Here is a 19,158-nt window from a genome sequence, read left to right as displayed (position 1 = left end):
GGGTTCTTCGTTTCACCGGGTTGCCGGCCAGCGGCCGGCACTACCGCATCAGGCAGCGACCGTCTTGGCCACGTCCTGGTATTCCTCGATCTGGTCGAAGTTCATGTAGCGGTAGATCTCCGCGCCGCTGGCGGCGATCACGCCCACATCGGCCATGTACTCTTCCTTGGTCGGGATGCGGCCCAGGCGCGAGCAGATCGCCGCCAGTTCCGCCGAACCCAGATACACGTTGGTGTTGCGGCCCAAGCGGTTCGGGAAGTTGCGGGTCGAGGTCGACATCGCGGTGGAGCCTTCGCGGATCTGCGCCTGGTTGCCCATGCACAGCGAGCAGCCCGGCATTTCCATGCGTGCGCCGGTGGCGCCGAAGGTGCCGTACACGCCTTCCTTGGTCAGCTCGGAGGCGTCCATCTTGGTCGGCGGGGCCACCCACAGGCGGGTCGGCAGGTCACGCTTGCCTTCCAGCAGCTTCGCAGCCGCACGGAAGTGGCCGATGTTGGTCATGCACGAACCGATGAACACTTCGTCGATCTTGGCACCGGCCACTTCGGACAGGGTCTTCACGTCGTCCGGATCGTTCGGGCAGGCCACGATCGGCTCGTGGATGTCGGCCAGGTCGATCTCGATGACGGCGGCGTACTCGGCGTCGGCATCCGGCTCCAGCAGCTCCGGGTTGGCCAGCCACGCTTCCATCTTTTCGATACGGCGCTGCAGCGAACGCGGATCCTGGTAACCCTCGGCAATCATCCACTTCAGCAGGGTGATGTTGCTGGTCAGGTACTCGATGATCGGTTCCTTGTTCAGGCGCACCGAGCAACCGGCGGCCGAACGCTCGGCCGAGGCATCGGACAGTTCGAACGCCTGTTCGACCTTCAGCTCCGGCAGGCCTTCGATTTCCAGGATGCGGCCGGAGAAGATGTTCTTCTTGCCAGCCTTGGCCACGGTCAGCAGGCCGGACTTGATCGCGTACAGCGGGATCGCGTTGACCAGGTCACGCAGGGTCACGCCCGGCTGCATCTTGCCCTTGAAGCGCACCAGCACCGACTCCGGCATGTCCAGCGGCATCACGCCGGTGGCCGCGGCGAAGGCGACCAGGCCCGAACCGGCCGGGAACGAAATGCCCACCGGGAAACGGGTGTGCGAGTCACCACCGGTGCCGACGGTATCGGGCAGCAGCATGCGGTTGAGCCAGCTGTGGATCACGCCGTCGCCCGGACGCAGCGAAACGCCGCCACGGGTGGAGATGAACTCCGGCAGGGTGTGGTGGGTCTTCACGTCCACCGGCTTCGGGTAGGCGGCGGTGTGGCAGAACGACTGCATCACCAGGTCGGCCGAGAAGCCCAGGCACGCCAGGTCCTTCAGCTCGTCGCGGGTCATCGGGCCGGTGGTGTCCTGCGAGCCGACCGAGGTCATCTTCGGTTCGCAGTAGGTGCCCGGGCGCATGCCCTGGCCTTCCGGGAGGCCACAGGCGCGGCCGACCATCTTCTGCGCCAGCGAGAAGCCCTTGCCGGTATCGGCCGGCTGCACCGGCAGGCGGAACAGGTTGGTCGGGGCCAGGCCCAGCGCTTCGCGCGCCTTGCCGGTCAGGCCACGGCCGATGATCAGCGGAATGCGGCCACCGGCACGCACTTCGTCGAACAGCACGTCGGACTTGACCTGGAATTCGGCGATCACTTCACCGTTCTTCAGCGCCTTGCCTTCGTACGGGCGCAGCTCGATGACGTCGCCGTGCTCCATCTTCGACACATCCAGCTCGATCGGCAGCGCACCGGCATCTTCCATGGTGTTGTAGAAGATCGGCGCGATCTTGCCGCCCAGGCACACGCCGCCAGCGCGCTTGTTCGGGATGTACGGAATGTCATCACCGGTCCACCACAGCACGCTGTTGGTGGCCGACTTGCGCGAGGAGCCGGTACCGACCACGTCGCCGACATAGGCAACCAGGTGGCCCTTGTCCTTCAGGTCGAGGATCTGCTGGATCGGGCCGCGCTTGCCGTCTTCTTCCGGGGTGAACGGCGCGTCGTCGCGCTTGTTCTTCAGCATCGCCAGGGCGTGCATCGGGATGTCCGGGCGGGTGGTCGCGTCCGGTGCCGGCGACAGGTCGTCGGTGTTGGTCTCGCCAGGCACCTTGAACACGGTGACGGTCAGGCTCTGCGGCACTTCCGGGTTGCTGGTGAACCACTCGGCATCGGCCCAGCTCTGCAGCACGGCCTGGGCGTTGGCGTTGCCGGCCTTGGCCTTTTCCTGCACGTCGTGGAACGCGTCGAACACCAGCAGGGTCTTCTTCAGGCCATTGGCAGCAATGGTGCCGACGCTGGTGTCGTCCAGCAGCTGCACCAGCGGCGCAACGTTGTAACCGCCGAGCATGGTGCCCAGCAGCTCCGTGGCGCGCTCGCGGCTGATCAGCGGGTTCTGCTCGCTGCCCAGCGCGATCGCGGCCAGGTACGAGGCCTTGACCTTGGCAGCGTCATCGACGCCGGCCGGCACGCGGTGGGTCAGCAGGTCGAGCAGGAACTCGGCCTCGCCCTGCGGCGGGTTCTTCAGCAGTTCGATGACATCGGCCGTCTGCTGCGCGCTCAGCGGCAGCGGCGGGATGCCAAGCGCAGCGCGCTCGGCGACGTGGTGGCGGTAGGCTTCCAACATGACAACTCCCGGGTAATGCGTAGGTTGAAAAAACAAAGTGGGCTCAGGCGTGCGGCACGATCAGCTTCAGGCCCTTGAAGTAGTCGCGGTAAAACGTGTCGTTCCAGGTGATCAGGCCGTCGCACTGCAGCAGTGCGTGGGCGCCGACCATGAATTCGTCCAGGCTGCGGCGGCTGCCGCCGCGCTGGCGATGACGGCGGTGCATCTCGCCGGCGCGCAGGGCAGACTTGGCTTCCATCGGGTTGAAGTGCACGCCCATCTCTTCCAGTGCTTCCAGCACTTCGGCGCCGCCGCGCAGCGATGCGCAGACTTCGGCCAAGGTCGCGCCACACACCACCACGCGGCCACCGACCAGGCTCTGCCGCAGGATGGCTTCCACCGCATCGGCCTGCGGACCATTGCTGAGCAGCTCGACCAGCACCGGCGAATCGACGGCGATCATCACGGCTTACTCCTCGTCACGCACCGCGCGCACCGCCGCGTCGGACGATTCGAAGCCGTCCAGCGCGAACTTGCCGCGCGCCCGTGAAATGGCATCGTCAACACTCTTGCGCAGGATGATGCGGCTGCCGTCCAGCTCGACCTTCAGCAGCGTGCCCTTGGTCAGGCCGAGGGCATCACGCACCGCCTTGGGCAGGGTGATCTGTCCGCGTTCAGCAACGGTGGCTTCCATGGGGGGTACGCCTCAAAAAGTATGCATGAATTATACATACTCGCAGTATCTGGAACAAACCCGCCCAATCCGTGACCGCGATCCTGCGCTGGTCGCATCCGGGGGTTAGACTGGCTCCGCAGCAACCTGCTGCGGCCCCGGGCTGGACGCACCGCGTGCCGCCCGCACCTACCGCCATAAAAGGATGTTCCATGCGCGCCTTGACCCTTGCCCTGATGCTGGCTGCCCCGCTGGCCCTTTCGACGACGGCAGCCCACGCCAATCCGTTCGGCGCCTACACCACCGGCGTCGAGATCACCCAACAGCAGATGGACACCCTGGAAGTCGGCAAGACCAGCCAGGACCAGGTCCGTGAGAAGTTCGGCGCACCCGGCCGCCGCGAACAGCTGGGCGACACCCAGGTCTGGTACTACGACTACGTGAAGCTCAAGACCTTCGGCAAGAACATCCAGGAAGCGACCGTCCTGGAATTCAACAAGCAGGGTGTGCTGACGGCCAAGTCCAAGAGCAACGCTGTTGGCAAGACCGGCAATCCGCTGCTGGATGCCGCCAACGGCAAGTAAGTCCTGCTCGACACGCACTTCCGGACGGGGCGCCCATGGGCGTCCCGTCTGCGTTCGGGCCAGCGGGCGACGACCGCACGCGCTGACACGAAGGCTACACACACCGCTGTAACCTTGCGTTCCAAGCCAGCCGGGTCATTGCCGGGCGCTGGATCGCCGATACTGGGCAGGATCCGGGGCCGGAATGCCACCGGCGACCGCAAGCAGGCCCTTGCACGCAAGGGCCAGAGCAAGCCATCCGCAAGAAGGAGTTACCCCGCATGAGCGATTCGTTCTCCACCCGCAGCCAGCTGAACGTCGGCGGCAAGACCTACGACTACTTCAGCCTGCCCACGCTGGGCCAGCGCTTCGATATCTCCCACCTGCCCTACTCGATGAAGATCCTGCTGGAGAACCTGCTCCGGCACGAGGATGGCGGCATCACCGTCGGCAAGGACCACATCGAAGCCGTGGCCCGCTGGAATCCGGCGGCCGAACCGGATACCGAGATCGCCTTCATGCCGGCGCGCGTGGTCCTGCAGGACTTCACCGGCGTGCCCTGCGTGGTCGACCTGGCCGCGATGCGCGATGCGGTGGTCAAGCTCGGCGGCTCGCCAGAGCAGATCAACCCGCAGATTCCCTCCGAACTGGTCATCGACCACTCGGTGCAGGTCGATGTGTTCGGCAAGCCCGACGCACTGGACCTCAACGGCAAGATCGAATTCCAGCGCAACCAGGAACGCTACGGCTTCCTGCGCTGGGGCCAGAAGGCCTTCGACAACTTCAAGGTGGTGCCGCCGAACACCGGCATCGTCCACCAGGTGAATCTGGAAAACCTGGCCCGCGTGGTGATGACCGCGGACAAGGATGGCAAGGCCGTTGCCTACCCCGATACCGTGTTCGGCACCGACAGCCACACCACGATGATCAACGGCATCGGCGTGCTCGGCTGGGGCGTAGGCGGCATCGAAGCCGAGGCCGCCATGCTCGGCCAGCCGTCGTCGATGCTCATCCCGCAGGTGGTCGGCTTCAAGCTGACCGGCAAGCTGCCCGAAGGCGCCACCGCCACCGACCTGGTGCTGACCGTTACCCAGATGCTGCGCAAGCTGGGCGTGGTCGGCAAGTTCGTCGAGTTCTACGGTGACGGCCTGCAGCACCTGCCGCTGGCCGACCGTGCCACCATCGGCAACATGGCCCCGGAATATGGCGCCACCTGCGGCATCTTCCCGATCGACGCCGAGTCGCTGAACTACCTGCGCCTGTCCGGCCGCAGCGAAGAGCAGATCAACCTGGTCGAGGCGTACGCCAAGGCGCAGGGCCTGTGGCACGAACCGGGCAGCCCGCACGCCCAGTACAGCACTACGCTGGAACTGGACATGGGCACGGTGAAGCCGTCGCTGGCCGGCCCCAAGCGCCCGCAGGACCGCGTGCTGCTGGAAGACGTGCAGAAGAACTACCGCGAAGCGCTGGTCGGCATGACCGCCAACCGTGACAAGCGCAGCGAGGATGTGTCCTCGTTCGTCAATGAAGGCGGCGGCGCCGCGGTCGGCAACGAGCAGTTGGCCAAGGGCTTCGCCGACATCGAGATCGAGAACCGCAAGGTGCGGCTGAAGGACGGCGCGGTGGTCATCGCCGCCATCACCTCCTGCACCAACACCTCCAACCCGGCGGTGATGATCGGCGCCGGCCTGCTGGCCCGCAACGCGGCCGCCAAGGGCCTCAACCGCCAGCCGTGGGTGAAGACCTCGCTCGGCCCCGGCTCGCGCGTGGTCACCGACTACCTTGAAAAGGCCGGCGTGCTGAAGGAGCTGGAGAAGATCGGCTTCTACGTGGTCGGCTACGGCTGCACCACCTGCATCGGCAACTCCGGCCCGCTGCCGACCGAAGTCAGCGCCGGCATCGCCACCGGCGACCTGGTGGTGACCTCGGTGCTGTCGGGCAACCGCAACTTCGAGGGCCGCGTGCACCCCGAAGTGAAGATGAACTACCTGGCCAGCCCGCCACTGGTGGTCGCCTATGCCATCGCCGGTACCACCGACATCGACCTGACCACCCAGCCGCTGGGTACCGGCAGCGATGGCCAGCCGGTGTTCCTGCGCGACATCTGGCCGAGCAACAAGGAAATCGGCGATGTCATCGCCGCCACCATCGGCCCGGAGATGTTCAAGCAGAACTACGCCGATGTGTTCAAGGGTGACACCCGCTGGAACACCATCGCCTCGCCGGACGGCAATCTGTACGAGTGGAGCGATGCCTCCACCTACATCAAGAACCCGCCGTACTTCGATGGCATGACCATGCAGACCGGCAGCATCGACGACGTGCATGGCGCACGCGTGATGGGCCTGTTCGGCGACTCGATCACCACCGACCACATCTCCCCGGCCGGCAACATCAAGAAGGACTCGCCGGCAGGCCGTTTCCTGCAGGAGCGCGGCGTGCAGCCGGCCGACTTCAACAGCTATGGCAGCCGCCGCGGCAACGATGACGTGATGGTGCGCGGCACCTTCGCCAACATCCGCATCAAGAACCTGATGTTCGGTGGCGAGGAAGGCGGCAACACCCTGTACTACCCGGCCAACGGTGGCCAGCCGGAAAAGCTGGCGATCTACGACGCGGCCATGAAGTACAAGGCCGACAAGGTGCCGCTGGTGGTGCTGGCCGGCAAGGAATACGGCACCGGCTCGTCGCGTGACTGGGCGGCCAAGGGCACCCTGCTGCTGGGAGTGAAGGCGGTCATCGCCGAAAGCTTCGAGCGCATCCACCGCTCCAACCTGGTCGGCATGGGCGTGCTGCCGCTGCAGTTCCGCAACGGTGAGAACGCACAGAGCCTGGGCCTGGATGGCTCGGAGGTGATCGACATCACCGGCCTGCAGGACGGCGCCAGCAAGCGCGCCACGGTCACCGCCACCAAGGCCGATGGCACGAAGAAGACCTTCGAGGTGTCGGTGATGCTGCTGACCCCGAAGGAAGTGGAGTACTTCCGCCACGGCGGCCTGCTGCAGTACGTGCTGCGCCAGTTGGCCAGCAAGTAACGTCCCGCTCTCGGTAGAGTCGACTGCTAGTCGACTACCCAACAAAAGGGCCGGATCCTCGCGGATCCGGCCCTTCCTGTTTCTCTGCAGCCAGGCATGGCCTGGCTCTACCGCATCTCCGGCGGCACCGGGATGGGCGCCAGGTGCGCGCTCAGCGGCGTGGCGCATCCGGGTCGGTGCGCAGCGCCTTCAGCAGGCCCCACATGTAGAACGCCAGGGTGAACGAGAACGGCAGGCCGCACAGCACCACCGCGGTCTGCATCGCACTGAAGTTGCCGGCCAGCAGCAGGCCAACGCTGGCCACGGTAATGCCGGCCGCCCAGAACACGCGCAGCCAGATCGGTGCATCGTGACCGTCCTCCACGCCGTCATCGACACGACGGGTGCACAGGTTGGCGATCATCAGCGTGCCCGAATCAACCGGAGTCAGGAACAGCACGAAGCCGATCACCACCGCGGCACCGGCCACGTATGGCGCTGCAGGCAGGTACTCGAGCAGCTTGAACAGCGTCATCGCCGCATCGTGCTGGGCCACCTCCCCCAGGATCGACTGGCCGTGGTTCAGCACCAGGTCGATGGCGGTATTGCCGAAGATCGACAGCCAGGCCAGGGTGAAGCCGAGCGGGATCAGCAGCACGCCCATGATCACTTCGCGGATGGTGCGGCCACGCGAGATGCGCGCCACGAAAAGACCGACGAACGGTGCCCAGGCAATCCACCACGCCCAGTAGAACAGCGTCCACGAGCCCATCCACTCACGGCCCTTCGGGTCGTTGAGGTACATGTCGAAGCTCTTGCGCACGAAGGCGCCCAGGTAGTCGCCGGTGTTCTGGATCAGGCCATCGAACAGGTGCAGGGTCGGGCCGGTGACCAGCACGAACAGCAGCAGGCCACACAGCAGGCGCACGTTGAGGTTGGAGAGCCAGGCGATGCCCTTCTCCACGCCGGCAACCACACCGATAGTGGCCACCACCATCATCACCAGCACGATCGCCACCAGCACCTGCGGCGTATCCGGGATGTGGAACAGGTAGACCAGGCCGGACTGCACCACCAGCGCACCGATGCCGAGGTTGGTCACCATCGAGATCAGCGTGGCGAGGATGCCGAAGCCATCGACCATGTCGCCGATGCGGCCATGGATGCGCTCACCGAAGATCGGGTACAGCGCCGAGCGCAGCGCCAGCGGCAGGTCGCGGCGGTAGGCGAAGTAGCCCAGCGCCACGCCCACCAGCGCATACAGTGCCCAGCCGTGCAGGCCCCAGTGCAGGAAGGTCAGCACCATCGCCTCGCGGCCGGCGGCCACGGTACCGCCAGGCTGCCCGGGCGGATTGAGGAAATGGTCCAGCGGCTCGTAGGCGCCGTAGTACAGCAGCGCGATGCCGATGCCGGCCGAGAACAGCATCGACACCCAAGCGACGTAGCCGAACGCCGGTGATTCCTCGTTGTGGCCCAGGCGGATGCGGCCATACGGCGAGAACGCCAGCCACAGCACGAAGCCCAGGCACAGCACGATCAGCAGCATGTACCACCAGCCGAACGCCGCCGAGACCTCGGCCTGCGCCCATTGCAGCCAGTGCTCACTGCCTTCGGGATAGAGAACGGTGAGCAGCCCGAGGATGCCGATCGACACCGAGGAACTGAAGAACACAAAACGGTTCAAGCGCAGGGGCGAACGCTTGGGATGAGCCAGGGAAGACATGGGGTCGTCTCATCAAGTCCGAGGGAGCACATGGGCGGGGCCGGACCGGTAAACCGGGCCCATGGCGTGGGGCGCGAGCGCATCCTAGGGTTTATTGATTGAACGTTCAATCAATAAAAAGCATAATGGCGGGCAGCCCGATCCTTCGGGTCGCAATCCGTGGAGAGACAATGCCGAAGAAAGGCGTGGAACCGGTACGGCGCGAACAGCTGATCCGGGCCACTTTCCAGACCATCGACGAGATCGGCATGGCCGATGCGACCGTCGCCACCATCGCGAAGAAGGCAGGGCTGTCCAGCGGCATCGTCGCCCACTACTTCGGCGACAAGGACGGCCTGCTCAATGCTGCAATGCGGCAGATCCTGCGCGAGCTGAAGGACGCGGTCGCCCGCTACCGCGCCGACGCCAGCGACGACCCACGCGAGCAGCTGCGCGCCATCGTCGACGGCAACTTCGACGACAGCCAGATCAACGGCACCGCGATGCGCGTCTGGCTCACCTTCTGGGCCGCGAGCATGCACCAGCCGGAACTGGCCCGGCTGCAGCGCGCCAACGACCAGCGCCTGTTCTCCAACCTGTGCCACCAGTTCAACCGCCTGCTGCCCCACCCGCAGGCCCGCCTGGCCGCCCGCGGGCTGGCCGCGATGATCGATGGCCTGTGGCTGCGCGGCAGCCTGGTCGGCGGCCAGTTCAACGCCGAGAAGTCCCGGCGCATCGCTTACGGCTACATCGACTTCCAGTTGCAGGCTGTCGCGCTATAAGCGCTCCAGCACCCGCCCCCTTCCAAGGAGTACGCCCCATGACCACCCTGCCCGTCCAACAGCTCTACATCCACGGCCAGCGCGTCGATGCCACCAGCGGCAAGACCTTCAAGACCATCAACCCGGCCACCGGCGAGGTGATCGCTGAAGTGCAGGTCGCCAGCCAGGCCGACGTCGAACGTGCCGTGCAGAGCGCAGCCGAAGGCCAGAAGGTGTGGGCCGCGATGACTGCCATGGAGCGTTCGCGCATCCTGCGCCGTGCCGTCGAGCTCCTGCGCGAGCGCAACGACGAACTGGCCCACCTGGAAACCCTGGACACCGGCAAGGCGCTGGCCGAAACCACCACCGTGGACATCGTCACCGGCGCCGACGTGGTCGAGTACTACGCCGGCCTGGCCACCGCCATCGAAGGCATCCAGCTGCCGCTGCGCGAATCGAGCTTCTTCTATACCCGACGCGAACCGCTGGGCGTGGTCGCTGGCATCGGTGCCTGGAACTACCCGATCCAGATCGCCATGTGGAAGTCGGCCCCGGCACTGGCCGCGGGCAACGCGATGGTGTTCAAGCCGTCCGAAGTGACGCCGCTGACCGCAATCCGGCTGGCCGAGATCTACACCGAAGCCGGTGTTCCGGCCGGCGTATTCAACGTCGTGCAGGGCCCGGGCCGCGAGATCGGCCAGTGGCTGACCGAGCATCCGGTGATCGAGAAGATCTCCTTCACCGGCGGCGTTGCCACCGGCAAGAAGGTGATGGCCAGCGCCGCCTCCTCGTCGCTGAAGGAAGTGACCATGGAACTGGGCGGCAAGTCGCCGCTGGTGATCTGCGATGATGCCGACCTGGACCGCGCCGCCGACATCGCGGTGATGGCCAATTTCTTCAGTTCCGGCCAGGTCTGCACCAACGGCACCCGCGTGTTCGTGCCGCGCAGCATGCTGGCCGCCTTCGAGGCCGCCGTGGTCGAGCGCGTCAAGCGCATCCGCATCGGCGACCCGATGGCCGCCGAAACCAACTTCGGCCCGCTGACCAGCTTCCCGCACATGGAAAACGTACTGCGCTACATCGAGAGCGGCAAGGCCGAAGGCGCCCGCCTGCTGACCGGTGGCGGCCGTGCCACCGAAGGCGCGCTGGCCAATGGCGCCTACGTGCTGCCGACCGTGTTCTCCGACTGCCGCGATGACATGACGATTGTCCGCGAAGAAATCTTCGGGCCGGTGATGAGCATCCTCGCCTACGACGACGAGGACGAAGTGGTGCGCCGCGCCAACGACACCACCTTCGGCCTGGCCGCCGGCGTGGTCAGCAAGGACGTCAGCCGCGCCCACCGCATCATCCACCGCCTGGAAGCCGGCATCTGCTGGATCAACACCTGGGGTGAATCGCCGGCCGAAATGCCGGTGGGTGGCTACAAGGAATCCGGCGTCGGCCGCGAGAACGGCATCTCCACCCTCGGCCACTACACCCGCATCAAGTCGGTGCAGGTCGAGCTGGGCGACTACGCCAGCGTGTTCTGACCGGCGCGCCCTGCGCGCGCCCCATCGTGCGGCCATCGTGCCGATCCGACATTCCGCCGGGACGCCTGCATGCAGCGCGCCCCGGCCTGCAGGAGACACCCATGAGCACCCATAACGAGTACGACTACATCATCATCGGCGCCGGTTCGGCCGGCAACGTGCTGGCCACCCGCCTCACCGAAGATGCCGATGTCAGCGTGCTGCTGCTGGAAGCCGGTGGCCCGGACTACCGGCTCGACTTCCGTACCCAGATGCCGGCCGCGCTGGCCTTCCCGCTGCAGGGCAAGCGCTACAACTGGGCGTACAAGACCGATCCCGAGCCCTTCATGAACAACCGCCGCATGGACTGCGGCCGCGGCAAGGGCCTGGGCGGCTCGTCGCTGATCAACGGCATGTGCTACATCCGCGGCAACGCGATGGACTACGACAACTGGGCCAGCATGCCGGGCCTGGAAGACTGGACCTACCTGGACTGCCTGCCGTACTTCCGCAAGGCCGAAACCCGCGACATCGGCCCGAATGACTACCACGGCGGCGACGGCCCGCTGCGCGTGACCACGCCGAAGGCCGGCAACAACGAGCTGTTCGCTGCGATGGTCGAGGCCGGCGTGCAGGCCGGCTACCCGCGCACCGACGACCTCAACGGCTACCAGCAGGAAGGCTTCGGCCCGATGGACCGCACGGTGACCCCGAAGGGCCGTCGCTCCAGCACTGCCCGCGGCTACCTGGACCTGGCCAAGCCGCGCCCGAACCTGACCATCGTCACCCACGCGCTGACCGACCGTATCCTGTTCTCGGGCAAGCGTGCGGTGGGCGTGCAGTGGCTGCACAACGAGCAGCCGCAGCGTGCCACCGCCCGCCGCGAAGTGCTGCTGTGCGGCGGCGCCATCGCCTCACCGCAGATCCTGCAGCGCTCCGGCGTCGGCCCGGCCGACCTGCTGCGCAGCCTGGACATCGACCTGGTGCACCACCTGCCGGGCGTCGGTGCCAACCTGCAGGACCATCTCGAGATGTACCTGCAGTACGAGTGCAAGAAGCCGGTCTCGCTGGCGCCGGCACTGAAGCTGTACAACCAGCCGGCGATCGGCGCCGAGTGGCTGTTCCTGGGCACCGGCATCGGCGCCAGCAACCAGTTCGAGGCCGGTGGCTTCATCCGCAGCGACGCCGAATTCGACTGGCCGAACCTGCAGTACCACTTCCTGCCGGTGGCGATCAATTACAACGGCTCCAACCCGATCAAGGCACACAGCTTCCAGATGCACGTCGGCTCGATGCGCTCGCCCAGCCGCGGCCGCATCCACGTGCGTTCCAAGGACCCGCGCGAACATCCCAGCATCCTGTTCAACTACATGTCGCACGAGCAGGACTGGCGCGAGTTCCGCGCGGCGATCCGCATCACCCGCGAGATCTTCGCGCAGCCGGCGCTGGCCCCGTACAGCGGCCGCGAGATCTCGCCGGGCAGCGCGCTGCAGACCGACGCGCAGATCGACGCATTCGTGCGCGAGCATGCCGAGACCGCCTACCACCCGTCGTGCTCGAACAAGATGGGCCACGCCGATGATCCGATGGCGGTGGTCGATGGCCAGGGCCGCGTGCACGGCCTGGAAGGCCTGCGTATCGTCGATGCCTCGATCATGCCGCAGGTGGTGACCGGCAACCTCAACGCGCCGACCATCATGATGGCCGAGAAGCTGGCCGACGTGATCCGCGGCCGCACCCCGCTGGCCCGCAGCACCGCGCCGTACTACAAGGCCAATGGTGCACCGGTGCGCAAGCAGGGCTGAGCCAGCCGCTCACGGTGAAACACCCGCCGGGCATGGCCCGGCGCTACCAGGCGCGTCCTGCCTTCGGTAGCGCCGGGCCATGCCCGGCGGCGTTTGACGCGTTCGCACAATGCGCCTCGCAAACCCCTCTTCGCGTTTTCCCTACGGCGGGGTATGCTGCAATGAACGGCCATTGTCGCTACGCTCAGGGCCGGAACCTAATACATCACGATTCCTGGAGGGGGAATATGAGTCTGGATCGTCCCTGGCTGCAGAGCTATCCGAAAGGCGTTCCCGCCGAAATCGACGTCAACGAGTTCCATTCGGTAGCTTCGGTCTTCGACGCTTCGGTCGCGAAATTCCGCGACCGTCCGGCCTACTCCAGCTTCGGCAAGGTGCTCACCTACGGTGAGACCGATGCGCTGGTCACCCAGTTCGCGGCCTACCTGCTGGGTGAGCTCAAGCTCAAGAAGGGTGACCGCGTCGCCCTGATGATGCCCAACTGCCTGCAGTACCCGGTGGCCACCTTCGGCGTGCTGCGCGCAGGCCTCACCGTGGTCAACGTCAACCCGCTGTACACCGCCCGCGAGCTGAAGCACCAGCTGGTCGACGCCGGCGTGACCGCGCTGGTCGTGGTCGACAACTTCGGCGATACCGTCGAGCAGGTCATCGCCGACACGCCGGTCAGGCACGTGATCACCACCGGCCTGGGCGACCTGCTCGGCGCCAAGGGCGCGATCGTCAACTTCGTGCTGAAGTACATCAAGAAGATGGTGCCCAACTACCACGTCAAGGGTGCCGTCCGCTTCAGGCAGGCACTCAAGCTGGGCAGCCGCCACGCGCTCCCGCCGGTCGAGATCGACCACGACGACATCGCCTTCCTGCAGTACACCGGCGGAACCACCGGCGTGGCCAAGGGTGCGATGCTGACCAACCGCAACCTGATCGCCAACATGCAGCAGGCCTCGGCCTGGATCAGTGCGTCAGGCATCGAGATGGGCAAGGAGTGGATCATCACCGCCCTGCCGCTGTACCACATCTTCGCACTGACGGCGAACGGCCTGGTCTTCATGAAGTTCGGTGGCTGCAACCACCTGATCACCAATCCGCGCGACATGAAGGGTTTCGTCAAGGAACTCAAGTCGGTGCGCTTCACCGCCATCACCGGCGTCAACACGCTGTTCAACGGCCTGCTCAATACCCCCGGTTTCGACACGGTGGACTTCTCGTCGCTGAAGGTCACCCTGGGTGGCGGCATGGCCGTGCAGCGCGCCGTGGCCGAACGCTGGAAAAAGGTCACCGGCGTTACCCTGGTCGAGGCCTATGGCCTGACCGAGACGTCGCCGGCGGCCTGCATCAACCCGCTTACCCTCACCGAGTACAACGGTTCGATCGGCCTGCCGATCCCGTCCACCGATGCCTGCATCAAGGATGACAACAGCAACATCCTGCCGCTGGGCGAAGTCGGCGAACTCTGCATCAAGGGCCCCCAGGTGATGAAGGGCTACTGGCAGCGTCCGGAGGAAACCGACAAGGCCATCGACACCGACGGCTGGCTGCACACCGGCGACATGGCGAAGATGGACGAACAGGGCTTCTTCTACATCGTCGACCGCAAGAAGGACATGATCCTGGTGTCCGGCTTCAACGTGTACCCGAACGAAGTCGAGGATGTCATCGCGATGATGCCCGGCGTGCTGGAAGTGGCTGCGGTCGGCGTGCCGGACGAGAAATCCGGCGAGGTGGTCAAGGTGGTCATCGTGAAGAAGGACCCGAACCTGACCGCCGAAATGGTCAAGGAGCATGCCCGGGCCAACCTGACCGGCTACAAGCACCCCAAAATCGTAGAATTCCGAAAGGAGCTGCCGAAGACCAACGTCGGCAAAATCCTCCGTCGCGAACTCCGCGATACGCCGGCCCAGTAAGGGTTTCGGGCAATTTGAACGGCTTCGGGCCCGGGACGGAAACGTTCCGGGCCCTTTCGCATGCGGCGCCCCGGTGGCGGTGTAGCATCGCCGCGTGTGTGGACCGTTCGGCCCGCCGGCCACCCACCTGACTCTGCGGGCCGCATGCCGAGGACCCTTCCATGAGTACCATCGAAAAGCTGCCCAGCAGCGGCTCGCGTTTTGCCACCATCCGTACCGAGGACAGCGCCGACGGCAATGCCCACTGGCTGTTCATGCATGCCGATGCTGCCACCGGCATCCGTCCGTGCTGCCGAAAGGACATGCTCGACGAGATGTGGAGCTTCATGGCGGCCATCACCCGCAGCCCCGCCGAGCGCCACAGCGGCACCTTGCGGCATTTCGTGCTGGCGTCCGATGCCGTCGCCTACAACCTGGGGGGCGATCTGGACCTGTTCACCCGCCTGATCCGCGAAGGCAACCGTGACCTCCTGCTGAACTACGCCCAGCGGTGCGTGGAAGGCGTGCACCACCTGCATACCGGATTCGGCGGCGACGTGCGTTCGATCGCCCTGATCCAGGGCGACGCGCTTGGCGGTGGCCTGGAAATGGCGCTGGCCTGCCACACCATCGTGGCCGAGGAAGGCAGCGGAATGGGCCTGCCCGAAGTGCTGTTCGGCCTTTTCCCAGGCATGGGGGCCTATTCGTTCCTGTGCCGGCGGGTGTCACCGCACCTGGCCGAGAAGATCATCCTTGACGGCCGTGTCTACAGCGCCGAGGAAATGCATGCGCTGGGCATCGTCGATGTACTGGCGAAGAAGGGCGAAGGTCGTGCCGCGGTTGAAGAGCTGATCCGCCAGCAGCAACGCACCCCGCAGTCCTATCTGGCAATGAACGCCGCACGCAGCATTGCCCAGCCGGTCAGCTACGACGAACTGCTGGAGATCACCAAGGTGTGGGTCGATTCCGCCCTCGCCCTTGGCGACCGCTCCTTGCGTACCATGGATCGCTTGATCAAGGCCCAGACCCGTCGCGCCGGTCTCGACGCGGCCTGATTCATTCCCTCCCCCAGGATGGGTTCAAGCCCGGTTGGCCGCCGGGCTTTTTTTATGACACCACACGCCCAGGCTCAGCGCGCCTCACCATCCTCGGCCGCACCCCGCAGGCGGCGCTCGGCGCGCGCATCCAGCGCACGCCGGCCTTCCTTGATGGCGTCCTGCAATACACCCAGGCGCACGCGCCATTCGGCCTTCAACTGCCAGTCCGCCATCCGCATCAACTCGCCGGCGCGGTTGGACGCGCGCATCAGGCCGAGATTGCTGGCCACGCCCTTGATCGCGTGGGACTGCTCGCGGAACACCTCCCACTGTGCGGCTTCGCCAGCCTGCCCGGCCTTGCCCATGCAGCTCGCTGCATCCTCCAGGCACTGGCGGATGAACTCACGCTCGAACCCTTCACCCATTCCCAGTGACGCCAACTCGTCCAGCACGCTGCTGTCGAGCACGCCATCCTGCACCGTCGCCGCGGGTCGCACGACCGGCGCGGCCATGGTCCTCAACTGGGCATTGCTGGCGATCTCGGCCAGGGTGTCGAGCAGCCGAACCGCCACCACGGGCTTGGCCAGGAATGCATGGGCACCGGCCTGGGTGCAGCGCTGGATCGCCTCCGGCGTGACATCGGCACTGAGCACCAGCACCGGCGTGCGTGGACCACCGCCGGACTGCATCACGCGCAGTTCCTTGAGCATGTCCAGCCCGCTCATGCCCGGCATGTGCAGATCGACGATGACCGCATCGAACTCGCTGTCGGCCAATGCGTCCAGTACGGCTTCACCACCGTCGACGCACAGCACCCGGTGACCGGCCTTCTGCAGCAGGCGCTGCAGAACCATGCGATTGGCCTCGTGGTCGTCGGCCACCAGGATCTGCATGCTGCGCACGCGCGCGCGATGGCGCAGGAATGGATCGGCAAAGGCAATCACGTTCCCGCCGGGCCCCGCGTCCTCCTCGCCGGACAGGGTCGGGACCGCGCCCGGCACCATCGGCTGCGGTGGCGCGAAAGGCAGCTCGACCCAGAAGTGACTACCGCGCGGCGGGTTCTCCAGATAGCCGATGTCGCCGTCCATCGCTTCGACCAGGCCCTTGGCGATGGTCGTGCCCAGTCCCGTGCCCTCATGGCGGCGCGCCATGCTCACATCCGCCTGCTCGAAGGCATCGAACAAGCGCGCACGCATCGCCGGCGCCACGCCGATGCCGGTATCGAAAATGTCGAAGCGCAGCCGCACCGCGCCGCTGGTATCAGCATGCACCACACCAACGCGGATCTCGACCCGGCCGTGGTCGGTGAACTTGACTGCGTTGCCCGCCAGGTTCAACAGGATCTGCCGCAGGTGCCCGACGTCGCCGCGCACGCGCGCTGGAACGCCGTCGGCAACCTTCACCCGGTAATCCAGGCCCTTGGCCCTGGCCTGCGGCATCAGGATCAAACCGATCGCCTGGATCACGTCGGTCACGGCGAAATCCTCGGCCACCACGCGCAGCTTGCCGGCCTCGATGGCAGAGATGTCCAGCACCTCCTCCACCAGCGCCAGCAGGCTGCGCGAAGACGCCTGGATGGTACTGAGGCACTCGCGCTGCTCATCATCCAGGCGCGTGGTCGCCAGCACTTCGGTCATACCGTTGAGTCCATTCAACGGGGTGCGGAACTCGTGGCTCATGTTGGCCAGGAAGCGGCTCTTGGCCTCGCTCGCGCGCCGGGCCTCGGCCATCGTTTCGGTCAGCTGCCGCAGCAGCGTGGAGAAGTACAGCGGCACTGCGGCCAGTCCGAGCCAGAGGCCGATGGCCAGGCGGAAGTTCTGCATCCAGTACGGCGTCTGGAGTACGGTGAAGCCGAAGCTCACCATGGCCATTGCCACTGCCACGTAGAGGTAGTGGTTGCCGAACCGCATGCCGTTGCCGACCGTCACCCACATCACCACGATGTAGACCCAGGCCAGCGGCTCACCCATCTGCACCATGCCGGCCGCGATCAGGCCGTAGTCGGCCAGCATGCCCAGCACGCGGCGAGCATCGGAACGTGCCGGTCGCCACAGCAGCCAACCGAACAGCATCAGGGACAGGCTCAATCCGGTCAGGACGATCGCCAGCACACCCACGTACTGGCCATGCGGCAGATCGTGGCGCGGCGCCGGCAACAGCACGTAGGCAAGGATCAGGCTGATCAGGACGATACGGACAATCTGCTGGCCGTGCTCGCTGTCCTGCCGCTGGGACAGGCGCTGCCGCAGCCGCGACAACAGGCGTTTCACGCGCCCAGCCCCGGACGGGCGGACGCCATCGAATGCTCGGCGCAGATCTGGTCCAGCTGCTCACGACCGCGCATCAGCGCATCCACGCAGCGCGGATCGAACAGTCGCCCACGCTGGGCGTACAGATAAGCCAGTGTGGCTTCCATGGTCCATGCTTCCTTGTACGGACGGGGCGAGATCAGTGCATCGAAGACGTCAGCGACAGCAACGATCCGCGCTTCCAGCGGGATCGCCTCGCCAACCAGGCCATCGGGATAGCCGCTGCCATCATAGCGCTCGTGGTGGCGCAGCGCGATCAGCGCGCCGACCTGGATGAAACGGTTCTGGCTGCCACTGAGCAGCTCGTGGCCGATGCGCGGGTGCCGGCGCATGATCGCCAGCTCCTCGTCGTTGAGCTTGCCCTGCTTGAGCAGCACCGCATCGGGAATGGCGATCTTGCCCATGTCATGCAGCGGCGCCGCCATCTCGATCAGGCGCACGTCGTCTTCGGGCAGGCCCAGCTGCTCGGCGATCAGCCCCGCAACCCGTGCCATGCGTTCGAGGTAGGCACTGGTGCCGGCATCACGGAACTCGATCGCCCGCGCCAATCGCGACAGGGTCTCGCGTTCGCGCTCCTCGACCTCATGCATGCTGGCCAGCAAACGCTGCTCCAGCGACAACGCGCGTTGCTTCACGTTCTCGGTCTGCTGGCGCAGCTGCAGCAGGTTGTAGCAGCGGGCGCGCAGTTCGCGCGGGCGGATCGGCTTGACCAGGAAGTCGATGACCCCCGCTTCCAGCGCCGCCTGGCGGATCGGCTCATCGCCGACCACGGTGATCAGGATCACCGGGATGTCGCGGTGCTTGGGCAGGCGACGGAAACGACGGGCGAACTCCAGCCCGTCCATCTCCGGCATGCGGTAATCGAGCAGCAGCAGGTCGACCGGGTGCGCCTCGCACCAGGCCAATGCGGTCAGCGGATCACCGAAGTCATACACGCTCAGTTCCGGCGCGATGTCTTCGATGACGTGACGCAGCATCGTCCGCGCGGACGTCTGGTCGTCAACAATGACGATGTTCAACGCGTACTCCGCCTGGTTTCTCGACCATGCTGGATCATCAGCAGGCGAGGATACCCTGCTGCTGCGAACGCTCGCACCCTGCATCGGCCCGACTCCCGTGTCATGCGTCCCGGTTCATGATCGTCATCGCATTGTGAAGCGGACTCTTCACAATGCGTCATCCCCCTGACGTCGATCAAGCCATAACGGACGTCAAGGTAGTGCATTAACGATACGCCGAGTGCGGGAGGCGTCAAATGCGCCGTCTCGTTTCGCGACGGCG

General features: G+C 65.8%; 13 protein-coding genes. 7 read left to right on the top strand and 6 right to left on the bottom strand.

The window, feature by feature from the left end:
• Positions 1–48: 48 nt before the first annotated feature.
• The 3 genes from acnB to ACZK29_RS09835 are packed head-to-tail and all read right to left on the bottom strand — an operon-like array spanning position 49 to position 3,313.
• Positions 49–2,640 (bottom strand): bifunctional aconitate hydratase 2/2-methylisocitrate dehydratase, encoded by a 2,592-nt coding sequence (gene acnB, locus ACZK29_RS09845; RefSeq protein WP_111205274.1) that lies wholly within the window; start codon positions 2,638–2,640, stop codon positions 49–51.
• Positions 2,641–2,683: 43 nt separating this feature from the next.
• Complete coding sequence (locus ACZK29_RS09840) at positions 2,684–3,082, bottom strand: type II toxin-antitoxin system VapC family toxin (protein WP_005416402.1); 399 nt, start codon at positions 3,080–3,082, stop codon at positions 2,684–2,686.
• 6 nt (positions 3,083–3,088) lie between these two features.
• Positions 3,089–3,313 carry an AbrB/MazE/SpoVT family DNA-binding domain-containing protein gene (locus tag ACZK29_RS09835; protein WP_005409505.1) on the bottom strand — a complete coding sequence of 75 codons (225 nt, stop codon included), beginning with the start codon at positions 3,311–3,313 and terminating at the stop codon, positions 3,089–3,091.
• Positions 3,314–3,504: 191 nt separating this feature from the next.
• Here ACZK29_RS09835 and bamE point away from each other — a divergent pair, with 191 nt between their 5' ends.
• Positions 3,505–3,876 carry an outer membrane protein assembly factor BamE domain-containing protein gene (gene bamE, locus ACZK29_RS09830; protein ID WP_111205275.1) on the top strand — a complete coding sequence of 124 codons (372 nt, stop codon included), beginning with the start codon at positions 3,505–3,507 and terminating at the stop codon, positions 3,874–3,876.
• Between the two features lie 260 nt (positions 3,877–4,136).
• Positions 4,137–6,890 (top strand): aconitate hydratase AcnA, encoded by a 2,754-nt coding sequence (gene acnA / locus ACZK29_RS09825; protein ID WP_111205276.1) that lies wholly within the window; start codon positions 4,137–4,139, stop codon positions 6,888–6,890.
• Positions 6,891–7,041: 151 nt separating this feature from the next.
• On the opposite strand, the gene ACZK29_RS09820 is transcribed toward acnA, so the two are convergent.
• The gene (locus ACZK29_RS09820; RefSeq protein ID WP_111204689.1) at positions 7,042–8,592 is read right to left on the bottom strand and encodes a BCCT family transporter; all 1,551 of its coding nucleotides are present in this window, start codon (positions 8,590–8,592) and stop codon (positions 7,042–7,044) included.
• Between the two features lie 170 nt (positions 8,593–8,762).
• Between ACZK29_RS09820 and betI the strand changes: the two genes are divergently transcribed.
• The 5 genes from betI to ACZK29_RS09795 all read left to right on the top strand — a co-directional run bounded on the left by betI (position 8,763) and on the right by ACZK29_RS09795 (position 15,586).
• A complete protein-coding gene (betI, locus tag ACZK29_RS09815; RefSeq protein WP_005409501.1) occupies positions 8,763–9,353 on the top strand; it encodes a transcriptional regulator BetI in 591 nt (196 codons plus the stop codon).
• A 38-nt stretch (positions 9,354–9,391) separates the two neighbouring features.
• Complete coding sequence (gene betB / locus ACZK29_RS09810) at positions 9,392–10,864, top strand: betaine-aldehyde dehydrogenase (RefSeq protein ID WP_111204690.1); 1,473 nt, start codon at positions 9,392–9,394, stop codon at positions 10,862–10,864.
• Between the two features lie 101 nt (positions 10,865–10,965).
• A complete protein-coding gene (betA, locus tag ACZK29_RS09805) occupies positions 10,966–12,648 on the top strand; it encodes a choline dehydrogenase (protein ID WP_111204691.1) in 1,683 nt (560 codons plus the stop codon).
• A gap of 227 nt (positions 12,649–12,875) precedes the next feature.
• Complete coding sequence (locus ACZK29_RS09800; RefSeq protein ID WP_111204692.1) at positions 12,876–14,552, top strand: long-chain fatty acid--CoA ligase; 1,677 nt, start codon at positions 12,876–12,878, stop codon at positions 14,550–14,552.
• Between the two features lie 161 nt (positions 14,553–14,713).
• Positions 14,714–15,586: a crotonase/enoyl-CoA hydratase family protein gene (locus ACZK29_RS09795; protein WP_111204693.1), complete on the top strand. Its 873-nt coding sequence runs from the start codon at positions 14,714–14,716 to the stop codon at positions 15,584–15,586.
• Between the two features lie 74 nt (positions 15,587–15,660).
• Here the strand turns inward: ACZK29_RS09795 and ACZK29_RS09790 are convergent, their stop codons facing one another.
• Complete coding sequence (locus tag ACZK29_RS09790) at positions 15,661–17,838, bottom strand: response regulator (RefSeq protein WP_164146920.1); 2,178 nt, start codon at positions 17,836–17,838, stop codon at positions 15,661–15,663.
• Positions 17,835–18,980, bottom strand: a complete 1,146-nt coding sequence (gene rpfG / locus ACZK29_RS09785) for a cyclic di-GMP phosphodiesterase response regulator RpfG (protein WP_049429881.1) — start codon at positions 18,978–18,980, stop codon at positions 17,835–17,837. Before rpfG ends, ACZK29_RS09790 begins: the two co-directional genes overlap by 4 nt.
• Positions 18,981–19,158 lie beyond the last annotated feature (178 nt).

The organism is Stenotrophomonas sp. 89682_Sma (genome assembly GCF_056481405.1).
Note: the sequence above shows the minus strand (reverse complement) of the source record. Positions and strands in the feature narration are given on the sequence as shown.